The organism is Methylobacillus methanolivorans (genome assembly GCF_054588515.1).
In genome coordinates, this window is record NZ_BAAILT010000004.1 from 370,869 (window position 1) to 383,594 (window position 12,726).

General features: G+C 54.0%; 9 protein-coding genes and 1 riboswitch. Of the genes, 3 read left to right on the forward strand and 6 right to left on the reverse strand.

Translation table 11 applies throughout. The annotated features are described in order from the left end of the window. Positions 1-2: 2 nt before the first annotated feature. From LG202_RS11690 to LG202_RS11715, 6 genes are all read right to left on the reverse strand, one after another. Positions 3-3,191, reverse strand: coding sequence for an efflux RND transporter permease subunit (locus LG202_RS11690; RefSeq protein WP_230348551.1), 3,189 nt, complete (start codon positions 3,189-3,191; stop codon positions 3-5). Beyond that, positions 3,188-4,282 (reverse strand): efflux RND transporter periplasmic adaptor subunit, encoded by a 1,095-nt coding sequence (locus LG202_RS11695; RefSeq protein ID WP_230348552.1) that lies wholly within the window; start codon positions 4,280-4,282, stop codon positions 3,188-3,190. Before LG202_RS11695 ends, LG202_RS11690 begins: the two co-directional genes overlap by 4 nt. Positions 4,283-4,293: 11 nt before the next feature. Next, a complete protein-coding gene (locus LG202_RS11700; RefSeq protein WP_230348553.1) occupies positions 4,294-4,935 on the reverse strand; it encodes a TetR/AcrR family transcriptional regulator in 642 nt (213 codons plus the stop codon). Positions 4,936-5,163: 228 nt separating this feature from the next. Continuing rightward, positions 5,164-5,820 carry a protein-L-isoaspartate O-methyltransferase family protein gene (locus tag LG202_RS11705; protein ID WP_230348768.1) on the reverse strand — a complete coding sequence of 219 codons (657 nt, stop codon included), beginning with the start codon at positions 5,818-5,820 and terminating at the stop codon, positions 5,164-5,166. Between the two features lie 80 nt (positions 5,821-5,900). After that, complete coding sequence (locus LG202_RS11710) at positions 5,901-7,298, reverse strand: sigma-54-dependent transcriptional regulator (RefSeq protein ID WP_230348554.1); 1,398 nt, start codon at positions 7,296-7,298, stop codon at positions 5,901-5,903. A gap of 6 nt (positions 7,299-7,304) precedes the next feature. After that, positions 7,305-8,978, reverse strand: coding sequence for a sensor histidine kinase (locus LG202_RS11715; RefSeq protein ID WP_230348555.1), 1,674 nt, complete (start codon positions 8,976-8,978; stop codon positions 7,305-7,307). Between the two features lie 114 nt (positions 8,979-9,092). Here LG202_RS11715 and LG202_RS11720 point away from each other — a divergent pair, with 114 nt between their 5' ends. The 3 genes from LG202_RS11720 (at position 9,093) to thiC (ending at position 12,675) form a co-directional block, all read left to right on the forward strand. Further along, positions 9,093-10,103, forward strand: a complete 1,011-nt coding sequence (locus tag LG202_RS11720; RefSeq protein ID WP_230348556.1) for a hypothetical protein — start codon at positions 9,093-9,095, stop codon at positions 10,101-10,103. Next, positions 10,103-10,582 carry a substrate-binding domain-containing protein gene (locus LG202_RS11725; protein WP_230348557.1) on the forward strand — a complete coding sequence of 160 codons (480 nt, stop codon included), beginning with the start codon at positions 10,103-10,105 and terminating at the stop codon, positions 10,580-10,582. The genes LG202_RS11720 and LG202_RS11725 overlap by 1 nt, the downstream gene beginning before the upstream one ends. Positions 10,583-10,609: 27 nt before the next feature. After that, positions 10,610-10,720, forward strand: a riboswitch (TPP riboswitch). A gap of 68 nt (positions 10,721-10,788) precedes the next feature. Beyond that, positions 10,789-12,675 (forward strand): phosphomethylpyrimidine synthase ThiC, encoded by a 1,887-nt coding sequence (thiC, locus tag LG202_RS11730; RefSeq protein WP_230348769.1) that lies wholly within the window; start codon positions 10,789-10,791, stop codon positions 12,673-12,675. Positions 12,676-12,726: the final 51 nt, after the last annotated feature.

Below are 12,726 nucleotides of genomic sequence, written 5' to 3' on the forward strand. Positions count from 1 at the left end.
TGTTAAAGCCCGGCCCTGGGGTGATTGTCCGGCATTCTAACCCGATACCAGGCGGCATATAGTGCGGGCAGTGACAATATCGTCAGCACCGTTGCCACGGCCAATCCACCCATGATCGCGACTGCCATGGGGCCAAAGAAGGTATTGCGGGTGAGCGGTATCATGGCCAGGATGGCTGCTGCTGCAGTCAACATGATGGGGCGGAAACGGCGTACTGCCGATTCGACGATCGCTTCCCATTCCGGCTTGCCGTCACGCTTGTCCTGCTCGATCTGGTCGACCAGGATCACCGAGTTACGCATGATCATGCCCGAGAGGGCAATGGTGCCCAACATGGCGACAAAGCCGAAAGGCTTGTTGAACAGCAACAAGGCAATCGTGACGCCGATCAGGCCTAGCGGGGCAGTGAGGACGACGAGCAAGGTGCGTGAGAAACTTTGCAATTGCAGCATGAGGATGGTCAGCACGGCAAAAATGAACAGCGGTAGGCCGGCAGCAACGGATTGCCCACCTTTGGCAGATTCTTCCACGGCACCACCGGTTTCCAGGTGATAACCCAATGGAAGGTGCTGCCGGATGGTAGTGAGCTGTTTTTCAACCTGCGCTGATACCACGGGAGCCTGCAAGTCACCAATCAGGTTGGCGCGTACAGTGATGGTCGGCGTGCGGTTGCGGCGCCAGATGACCGCATCTTCAAATCCGGGGGTGATGCTGGCCAATTGCGAGAGCGGTACGCTGCTACCACTGGAGGTGGGCACCATGAGTTCTGGCAAGTGCGATAGATGTGTGCGTTCCATGCTGTCGCCACGCAATACGAGGTCAATACGCTCTATGCCATCACGGAACTCGGTGACATAGAGCCCGCGCATCGCGGCATTGACCACGTTGGCAATATCGGCCGAGCTTACGCCGAGCAACCTGGCCTTGGATTGATCTACTTCAATCTTCATGACTTTGCCCGGCTCCTCCCAATCCAGCTGCACATTGGTGAGATAAGCGTTGCGGCGCATGATGTCGGCCACTTGATGGCTGATATCGCGAATGTTGTCTATATCGGGGCCTGAGACGCGGAACTGCACAGGGAAGCCAACCGGGGGCCCGTTCTCCAGGCGCAGTACCGAGGCTCTGAGCGCAGGGAAATCGGTCTCGAACAGGTGGGTGAGTTTGTTGCGCAGGGCATCGCGTGCGCCATTGCCTTCGGTCAGGATAACGAATTGGGCAAAGCTGCGTTGCGCTAGTTGTTGATCCAGTGGCAGGTAAAAGCGTGGGCTGCCGTTGCCGATGTAGGCGACATAATTCTCAATGCCGGATTGTTGTTGTAGCCATTGCTCCAGTTTCTTTACTTCGCCATCCGTGGCGATATAGGAGGAGCCTTCGGCAAGGCGCAGGTCGACAATGAGTTCTGGGCGAGTGGAATCCGGGAAGAATTGTTGCTGTACCGAGCCAAAGCCAATCAGTGAGGCAATGAATAACGTAGCGGTAATTGCAATGACGATCCATCGGTGGCGTACGCATTGGGTGATAAGTGTACGCAAGCGCTGGTAAAAGCGGGAATCATAAATGTTGGCATGTTCACCAGCAGCCATATGCTGTAAGTGTTGTGCCCTGCGTGCTTGCATGCGCTGGCTTAACTTGGGCGCAACACGTTGCAGCCAGCGTGCAAGGCGGGATGGCGGCTGATTCGCTTGTTGTCGGTAGTCAGGCAACAGGTAGTAGCCCAGATAGGGTACAAAGATCACGGCGGCCACCCAGGAGGCGAGCAATGCAATGGCCGATACCTGGAAGATGGAACGGGTGTACTCGCCAGTGGCGGAAGCTGCGGTGGCGATTGGCAAGAAGCCTGCAACGGTGACCAACGTGCCCGATAGCATGGGAATGGCGGTTGAAGTGAAGGCAAATGAGGCTGCTTTCATGCGTTCCCAGCCTTGTTCCATTTTGGATGCCATCATTTCCACGGCAATAATGGCATCGTCGACCAGTAGTCCCAGCGCAAGGATCAATGCGCCGAGCGAAATCTTGTGTAGGCCGACGCCAAATATCTCCATGAACAGGAAAGTGACGGCGAGCACGACCGGAATCACGATGGTGACGACGATACCGGTGCGTAGCCCAAGAGACAACAGGCTGACACCCAGCACGATGATGAGTGCCTCGGCGAGCGAGTGTACAAAATCATTCACCGAGTGGATGACTGCCCTAGGCTGTGAGGAAACAGTATCAAGGCTGAGCCCAACCGGTAGTTGGCTACGAATCAGGCCAGTAGTGTCGTCCAGCGACCTTCCCAGTTGAATGATGTCGCCGCCATGGCGCATGGCAACGCCGATCAGCAAGGTTTCCTTACCCATATAGCGGATGCGTGAAGACGGTGGGTCCTCGAATCCGCGATAGATCTTGGCGATATCCCCCAGGTGGAATTCGTTACCATTGGCGCGTAGTTTCAGGGTACGCAGATTGTCGAGGCGGTCAAAGCGACCGCTTACTGCAAAGCGAATATGTTCCGGTCCGCTGTCGTAGGCACCGGCACTATTCACCTGGTTCTGCTGTTGTAGTGTTTCCAGCAGGGTGCTAGGGCTGATGCCCAGTGTCGCCAGCTTGGCGTTGGAGAGTTCAATATAGATACGTTGTGATTGTTCGCCAAAAAACTCAACCTTGGCAACATCCTTGATCTTGAGCAGTTCGGCACGGATTGCCTCTGCTTGCTTTTTCAGTTCAGCATAGTCATAACCATCGCCGTGCAAGGCATACAAGTTGCCATACACATCGCCAAATTCGTCATTGAAGGTAGGGTCCTGGATGCCTTCAGGCAGCGTATGGCGAATGTCACTGACTTTCTTGCGTGCCTGGTACCAAAGGTCAGGTACGCTGGCTGGTGGCGTCGAGTCTTCAGCATGGATGAAAATCAGCGATTCGCCTGGGCGGGAGTAGCTACGCAGGATATCAAGGTAAGGGAGTTCCTGTAGTTTCTTTTCCAGCTTGTCGGTAACCTGTAGCTCCACTTCATGGGCACTGGCACCTGGCCAGATGGTGTGTATGACCATCACCTTGAAGGTAAAAGGCGGGTCCTCAGATTGCCCAAGCTTGGTGTAGGACAACATGCCAGCGATGGTGAGTACCAGCATGAAGTAGAGCACCAGGCTGCGGTGGTGCAGCGCCCAGTTGGAGAGGTTGAATCGCTGGCGCTGTTCGCTCATTGATTCACCTCGGTATTGACCGGAGTGACGACTTGCCCTTTGGTCAAAGTATGTACACCCGTGACCACGATGGTTTCATCACCCTTGAGCCCAGAGGTGATGCTGACGCCCTGCTCGCTATAGCTGCCTATGCTGACTGGAGCAGGGTGGACTTGATGGTTGGCATCCACGATCCAGACTTGCGGCTGGGCATGTTGCTGTGAAACCGCTGTGCTGGGCACCATGAATCCTGGCTGCTGATCATCCAGCCTCACGCCAGCTGTCATGCCGATCTGCACTTTGTCATCGGGTTGCAGCAGGGTGACCTGGGTGCGGAAGGTGCGGGTGGCAGGGTCTGCTGCCGGGGCAATTTCCCTGATGCGTCCCTGATAGGACTGATCGCGGTTTGCCCAAAGGCGGATGCTGGCAGGGTCGCCGGTATGTAGGCTATGCATGCGCGATTCTGGAATAGGGATTTGTACCTCCAAATCCCCTGGTACCGCGACCCTGGCGATAACTTGCCCTGCATTGACCACCTGGCCTGGCTCCGCGTCAATCATGGTGACAACGCCATTACGTTCTGCGAGCAAGGATGTGTATTGCGCCTGATTGCTGGCAACCTTGACCTGGGCTTGCGCCTGCTGCACCTGGGCGCTTGTGGATTGCAGGCGAGTCTCCACCGAATCCAGGGCGGCGGCCGAGATAAAGCGCTGCTCGAACAGCTGGCGCTGACGTTTGCTATCCGCCTGTGCCAGTGCGAGTTGTGCTTCTGCTGCACGCAGGGCTGCTTGTGCCGAGGCGAGTGAAAGCTGGTTGTCTTCGGGATCCAGCCGGGCCAGTAGCTGGCCTTTGCGGACATGGTCTCCGACTTCCGCATGGCGCTGGATGATCTTCCCTGCAATACGGAAGCCTTGTGCTGATTCGTAGCGCGGACGTATTTCGCCTGTCAGCCATTGCCCATCGTCTATGCCATGCGCATTGCCAAGCTGCATGACTAGCGCTGGGCGCGGAGGTGGTGTCTCAGGCGCGGGTTTCTGGCAGGCTGTCAGGGCAAGCAATGCCAGGGTAACGAGCCAGGGGCTGCAAGGTCTGTAAGAGGGTCTTGGCAACATAGGTTTATCTATTACGTAGGTTGAGATTTGATCAGGCCCCTGATCATGTTGTCTTGCATCAGTGCAATGCGGTGTTCTATTGGTTGCCATGCTATCCATTCGTCACATGCCATGGTGATTTCCAGTGCGCATACGCCATGAATCCCAGCCCAGAGAGTCTGGGCGATCAGATCAATATTATCGAGTTCCGGGCGGAATGCCGCTTGTTCAAAGGCTTGTTGGACTGTAGAGCGTAGCAGTGCATATGCATCCTGCTCAATATTGCCGTGATGTAGCCTGGAGTTTTCCTTGGTTTGATGGGGCTTGGGCATCATGAACATGAAGCGGTAATGGTTGGGGTAGGTCAGTGCATAGCGTGAATACGCCAGACATAGCGTCCGCAATTGCTGGATACCATCTGGGTTGGGATTGGTCGTGATGAGGTGCAAGTCATGGGCCAATACCAAGGAGTCGTGGTCGCACAAGGTTTGCAGCAAGTCGTTTTTGTCGACAAAGTGGAGGTAGATGGTCGTGGGGGAATAGTTCACCCGCTTGGCAATCTCGCGCATCGATACGGCTTCGATGCCCCGTTCCACGAATAATTGACGCGCAGCATCAAGGATCAGCTTCTTGAGCTGGTCGCGTTCTTGCGGGGTCTTGACTCTTGGGGGCATGTGCTCACAGCAGAAGTAATCAATGGGGAATGATTAAACACTGTTAACTTAACGGTGTCAATCTTTGAGATTTGAATAGAAGCGTTAACGCAAAGTGATTACGTCAGACCTGATCATGCTAACGATAGCCTTGTGGGGGAAGCAGGATGAATCTCAAGAAAACGGGAGTGATGGCTCCCGTTTGATCGTGAATACGTTTGCCTGCCCTTAAGGCAGGAATAGTGGTATTTAGAAGCTGAACTTCTCAGGCTGAGGGGCGTTTTCCAGTTGTGCGAGCGAAGTCTCGAAAATCACATCCTGACGTAGGCTATCAGCGCTGATGCGGCGCGAAATAATCGCTTCCATCACGGGAGCTTCACCTACGACGGCAAATAACCGCCCACCAATATTGAGTTGTTCTGTTACTTGTGGCGGTAGTGCGAGCGAGCCGGTAAACACAATCACATCATATGGGCCTTGTGCAGGCCAGCCTTGTGCACCATCGCCAACATGCAAAGTGACATTGTGGATATTTTGTTCTGTCAGTCGTGCTTGGGCTTGATGGCTAAGTTCTGCGTTGATTTCCACGCTGTGTACTTCGCCTGCCAGCGAAGCAAGCAAGGCGGTGAAATAGCCGCTGCCCGTGCCGATTTCCAATACCTTGTCACCTGGCTGAATTTCCAAGGCTTGTAGAATACGGCCCTCAAGCTTGGGTGAGAGCATGGTCTGGTCAAAACCCAGGGGAATTTCGATATCGGCAAATGCAAGCCCGCGATATTGGGCAGGCACGAAGGCCTCGCGAGGTACTCGGCCCAATAGGTCAAGTACTGTGCCATCCAGTACCTCCCAGGGGCGGATTTGCTGCTCTATCATGTTGAAGCGTGCTTGTTCTACATCATGGTGCATCACATTATCCATCGCGTGGCTATCAGTCTGCCGATTATAGCCTGCCACGGCAGAGTTTCAAGTTCTAGGGAGTTTGCCGCTTAGTCTGGCAGCGGGCCTTCTTGGTCGGTGTTGTCTTCTAGCTTGTAGCGGCTGAGCTTATACCATAGTGAGCGTTCGCTAATATCAAGTAGTCGTGCTGCCTTGCTTTTGTTACCCTTAGTTTGTTGCAGGGCGACGCGGATCATATCTTTTTCCAAGGTTTCCGTGGCAATAGGTAATGACATATTCGCTTTAGTGGCTAATGTCATTGTCTCTGGAACAACGGTGGTAGTGGTCGCTAGCGTGGTGTGTTGTGTGATGTCTGTGGGCAGGTGCTCAATGCTGATGGTATTTCCGCCGCAGATGATAGCGGCCCGCTCCAGGATATTCTGTAGTTCACGGATATTTCCTGGCCATGTATAGGTTTGCAGTGTTTGTGCTGCCGAGTCATCCAGGCTGAGTCCACGAGGCTTGAGAAAATGGGTGGCCAGTGCGGGGATGTCGCTCTTGCGTTCGCGCAATGGCGGCAAGTCAAGGCGGAATACATTGAGGCGGTAATACAGGTCTTCGCGCAATTTTCCATCGGCAATGGCCTGCAATGGATCGCGGTTGGTTGCAGCTACCACGCGCATATCCACCGGGATGCTGCGATTGCTGCCCAGGCGCTCAATTACCCCTTGCTGTAAGGCGCGCAGTAGCTTGGCTTGTAGCCCGATAGGCATTTCCGTGACTTCATCAAGGAATAATGTGCCGCCATCAGCCATCTCGAATTTGCCGATACGGTTTTTCACTGCGCCGGTAAAAGCGCCGCGTTCGTGGCCAAATAGCTCAGATTCCAACATATCACCGGGAATGGCCGCACAGTTGACGGCAACAAACAGGGCATCCTTGCGTGGTGAAAGCTGGTGGATCGCTTGAGCGACTAGCTCCTTGCCTGTGCCGGTCTCGCCTGCGATCAGCGTGGTGGCTTTTTCTGGTGCGACTTGCCTGATGGACTGCTGTAGCTTCTGCATCGCCGGGCTTTGACCGATCAGTTGGGTATCTTGGCTGGCTTCAGCCCGCAAATAACGATTTTCCAGTTTTAGTCGGCTCAATGAGAGCGCGCGCTCAATGGCGATTTCCAGCGTGCTGAGGTCGAAAGGGCGCAGGATGTAATCAGATGCGCCTAGTTTCATGGCTTCTACTGCGGTAGAAATTTCCCCTTGTGCGGTGACGATAATGGAGGGGACATCAATGCCTTCCTGTTGCATGGTGGCTAGTAGTTTCAGGCCGTCCATCACAGGCATGTGCAGGTCGCTGATCACTAAATCTATGCCGCCTTGACGCAAGATATCAAGCGCTTCGCGCCCATTTTCTGCCAGCACCGGCTGATAGCCTGCTTGTTTGAGGCTGATTTCCAGCAGGCGGCGCATACTGGGTTCATCGTCCAGTGCGAGGATGTTCTTGAGTTTGCTCATGCGGGTTTACACTCCATTGCGCGGAAGCTGGATAACGAAAGTCGCGCCTTGATGATCATTGGGTTCAACATGAATGCTGCCATGATGGGCCAGGATGATTTGGCGCACAATCGCCAGCCCCAGGCCGATGCCGCCATTTCGTTGCGAGAAGAAGGGATCGAAAATCTGTTCCCGGTGTTCAGCTGTGACGCCAGGGCCATTATCAGAGACTGCAATGACAACCTGTGTTTGCGATTCCTCAAGATGAATCGTGATCTTGCCGTTTGGGGGCAGGATTTGTATGGCGTTGAGCAGCAGGTTGAGCATGACTTGGGTCATTTGCTCGTCATCGCACTCACAGATAATGCTCGTACTGGTCTGCAGGACAATTTCAATATTTTTCTTTGCAGCCTGGCTACGCATCATTCCAGCGCACATTGTCACCAGTTCAGTGATGTTCGATGGTACCAGCTCAGGGTGGCGCGGCTTGGCGGAGTCGACCAAGGTGTTGACTAATTTATTGAGCCGCTCGGTTTCCTTGATGATAAAACCACAAATTTCCTGGCTTTCAGGGGCAAGGCTGGTATCGCGCTGTAATAGCTGGGCGGATGAGCGCAATATGCCTAGCGGTGTGCGCACCTCATGGCTCATGGCTGCTGCCATTTCTCCGGCAACTGCAAGTTTTGCTGCCCTGGTCAGGCTTTGCTTGGAGTGGTCAAGATCCTCCATCATTTTGGCAAAGGCACGAGACATCTCGGCAATTTCCTCCGGGCCGCCTGCGGGAGGCAGTGAGGCATCGGGATTGCGCAGAAAACGGGTGGCAAACTCGGTCAGGCGTGTGACAGGACGGGTAATGGCACGTGCTACCGGTATGGCAATCACAGTGGCCAATAGCACTGTGACAAGCAGCAGGCCAGCAAAGATATAAGCCATCTGGCGCACTGGAGTAAGCGCTTGTGAACGGTTCTGTGCAATGCTGACCTGCCAGTTAAAACCACGATAACCTTCGTAGCCACTAGCGGTGGCATTTGCGATCAAGCGCCTGTTGTTCTGCGTTTTAGCCCAGCGATCTGTCGCTGCAATCAGCTTGTCCTGTGCAAATAAGGCTGCCGCGCTACGGCCTGAAATGCCGCTTTGCAGGATTTGTTCAATTTGCTGCCAGTTGAATACTACAACGATGGTGCCTAAGAGTTTGTCATCATTGAAGTCGTCGTTAATGTCGGTATAGATAGGTAAACGGTGGCCTTCAAGCTGGCCGAGCTTGATGATCTTGTGCTGGATGAGAGTGTGCAACCAAGGCTTGAGCCTGGGCGCAAATGTCCCCAGGCGCGCCGGGTTGCTGGCCGCAATGACCATGTCTTGACGATTCACCACGTAAAGCTCGGTGTAAATATCCGAGTAGCTATCCTTGAGCTCGGTCAGGAAGGACGACAGGCGTTTGTCGATATCGCCGATACGCGCATCCTGCATGACATCGAGCTCGCTCCAGGAGCTGACGTTTTGCAAGCGCTCGAACATCATGCGGTCGATTTCCAGGGCCGTTGCGGTGGTCTGCGTCTGCATGCCGTTCTGAATGGCGCTCTTGAGCGCGCTCCTGGCTTCGTAGAACGCCAGGCCGGTGATCAATATGGCAGGTAGCAGCACCGCCAACAGGAAGGCGAATAGCAATAAATGCCGGATAGATAGCGCTTTTCGCCACATATCATTCAGTGCGAGAATGCGCGCTATTGGGGGAAATCCAGAAGCTCATGCTCTGGCGATCTGTTAAGGGTGTAGGCCTGATTGGAATCACAGGTGGTTTGTCCGGAGAAAAACATGCGCATTATGCACTTGCTTCTTGTAGCCAGTGTAGCCTTGAGCCTGAGTATCTGCAAGATTGCAGCTGCGGCAGATGAGGCCGATACCCAGCCTGGATTTCTCGATGGATTCAAACTGGGCGGCTATTCCAGTGCCGGTATCAATCTACATCCTGGTGGCAAGGCCGATGCCCGCTTGAATGAAGTGAGTTTGTTTGTCACCTGGGATAATGGTGGTCGCCTGCGCTTTTTCTCCGAACTTGAGGTGGAAAAACCACTGACTTGGTATAGCGGCGAAGGCACGACCGGGCGAGATTCCTATTTTGATGTCGAGCGTTTTTATCTCGATTACAACCTCTCTGAAAAGCTCAATTTACGTAGTGGCCGTTTCCTGACGCCGACCGGGCGCTGGAACGTGGTGCATGCAGCACCGTTGGTCTGGACATCATCACGCCCGTTGGTGACCAGTCGCTTGTTTCCTGAAGCGGTCAATGGTTTCATGGTGTATGGCGCTGCGCCTTTTTCTGATAAGGCTTTTGAATACAAATTCTTCATGGAAGCTGTGCAGGAAAGGCATCGTGACCGTGATGACAGCATTCCCTACAAGGATAGCAAGGGCATGCGTTTCGAGATCACGGGCAAATTCAATTGGGGTTTGTCATTACTGGAGACGGCGGAGGACCTGCGTTACAGTGCCACGCGGTATCGCATGGTGGGGCTGGATTTCATGGTGCAGCACAAGGGCTGGGAATTCAGTGGAGAAACGCTGCAACGGTTCTATACCAATGGGCACGAAGGCGGCAGTGGTGCCTATCTGCAAGTGGTTGCTCCGTTGCAGAAGCACTGGTTTGCGATTGGCCGTGTCGAAAATTTCAATCGGCCCGCGGAGGGCTCTAGCGAGCGCTGGGTCGTGGGGGCTGCCTGGCGGCCTTTGCCATCAAGAATACTCAAGCTTGAATATGTCGGGGGGGATCAAGAGCGTCTTGAATCTCCCAAGGGTTTCATGGCTTCGTTTGCGATCCTGTTCTGATGCGCTGGCTATTTCTTTGCCTGGGTTTGCACTTGTTGTTGCCTGTTGCAATGGCGGCAGAAGTGGCAACGATTGCCGTGATCGTGCCCAAGGAGCAGAATCTGCATGCCTTCAGCAAGGCAGAGCTGGCGCTGGTGTTCTGGCGAAAGAAGCTCTATTGGGGCAATGGCAAGCGCATAGAGCCTGTTAACCTGGGTCCGGAAAGCGCCTTGCGCCAGCGCTTCTCGCAGCTCATTCTCGATAGTGTTCCGGAAGATCAGGTGGAGTACTGGAACGCGCTGTATTTTCACGGTACCTCGCCTCCACATGTCGTACGCACACAGGAGGCTATGCTGCGTTACGTCGCAGAAACACCAGGCTCAATAGGCTATATTGACGCATGCAGGGTGGATAACCGTATCAAGCCTGTGGCCTGGTTGTTGCCTGATGGCAGCTTGAGCCATCTTCCTCCCGTATTGAGTTGCTCATCATCGTCTTGATCAAATCAGGGTTTTAACGTACATTGCGCCAATCGCTAGGGGTCTGCTTTTGTATTTGTATGAATACGATGGCAGTGAGAATTACCCTTTGAACCTGACGTGGATAATCCCACCGTAGGGAAGCGCAGTTTGGTTTGATGGGGCAAGCTCTATTCTTTTCCCTATTGGTATTCCAAAAACGCTTCCCGCTATTTTTGGAGCCAATGATGAATGCCACCGACAAAGACCTGCATGCCAAGTTTCTTAATGAAACTGCGGAGATTGATGCAGGCACCAAACAATCCTTTGCCAACTCCCGCAAAATCTATGTTGAAGGCTCGCGCCCGGATATTCGCGTGCCTTTCCGTGAAATCTCGCTTTCTGATACTCCGTCTGCTTTTGGTGCAGAAAAGAATCCGCCGGTTGTTGTCTACGATACTTCCGGCCCCTATACAGATCCTGCTGTTAACATCGACATCCGTAATGGCTTGCCGGCACTACGGGCTGGCTGGATTGCCGAGCGTAATGACACCGAGCAGCTGGATGGCCCAACGTCAGACTTTGGCAAGCTGCGCAAGCAAGACCCCAAGCTAGCTGAGATGCGTTTTAACCTGACGCGCAAGCCATTACGTGCCAAACCTGGCAAAAATGTAAGCCAGATGCACTATGCGCGGCAGGGCATGATTACTCCCGAGATGGAGTTTATTGCCATCCGCGAAAACCAGCGCCGCGAAAACATGAGCGAACTACTGCAAACCCAGCACGCAGGTCAGCATTTCGGTGCCAGCATTCCCAAGGTGATTACGCCAGAATTCGTGCGCGACGAAGTGGCCCGTGGTCGCGCGATTATCCCGGCTAACATCAACCACCCTGAAATCGAGCCCATGATCATCGGCCGCAATTTCCTGGTGAAAATCAACGCCAACATCGGTAATTCTGCGCTTGGCTCTTCCATCTCGGAAGAAGTGGAAAAAATGGTCTGGGGTACGCGTTGGGGTGGTGACACCGTGATGGATCTTTCCACCGGTAAAAACATCCACGAGACCCGCGAGTGGATCATCCGTAACAGCCCAGTGCCGATTGGTACCGTGCCAATTTACCAGGCCCTGGAAAAGGTCAACGGCAAGGCCGAAGACCTGACCTGGGAAATCTTTCGTGACACCCTGATTGAGCAGGCAGAGCAGGGCGTGGACTATTTCACCATCCACGCGGGGGTACGTCTCGCCTATATACCGATGACAGCGAAGCGCATGACGGGCATCGTGTCGCGTGGTGGTTCTATCATGGCCAAGTGGTGTTGGGCTCACCACAAGGAAAGCTTCCTCTATGAGCATTTTGAGGACATCTGCCAGATCATGAAGCAATATGATGTGTCGTTTAGCCTAGGTGACGGCCTGCGCCCAGGCTCTATCTATGATGCCAACGATGAAGCTCAGTTTGCTGAACTGAAGACCTTGGGAGAGCTGACCCAGATTGCCTGGAAACACGATGTACAGTGCATGATTGAAGGCCCAGGCCACGTGCCCATGCACCTCATCAAGGAAAACATGGACCTGCAACTGGAACACTGCGGCGAAGCGCCGTTCTACACACTGGGCCCATTGACCACCGATATTGCCCCAGGTTATGACCACATCACTTCTGGCATCGGCGCTGCCATGATAGGCTGGTACGGCTGTGCCATGCTCTGTTATGTGACACCCAAGGAACATCTAGGCCTGCCGGATAAGGAGGACGTGCGCGTTGGCATCATTACCTACAAGATTGCTGCGCATGCCGCCGACCTGGCCAAGGGCCACCCCGGCGCGCAGATTCGCGACAATGCCTTGTCCAAAGCACGTTTCGAGTTCCGTTGGGATGATCAGTTCAACCTTGGGCTTGATCCGGAAAAAGCCAAGGAATTCCACGATGAAACCCTGCCGCAGGAAGGTGCCAAGCAGGCGCACTTCTGTTCCATGTGCGGCCCGCACTTCTGCTCCATGAAGATCACGCAGGATGTGCGCGATTACGCTGATAAGCTGGGCGTGGATGAACAGGCTGCGTTAAGCAAAGGCATGCAGGAAAAGGCGATTGAGTTCGTGAAAAAAGGGGCAGAGGTCTATCAAAAAGTGTGATGCTGAATTGCTAGCAAAGCGTTAAAAAATGGCCAGTGCTTGCTGGCCGTT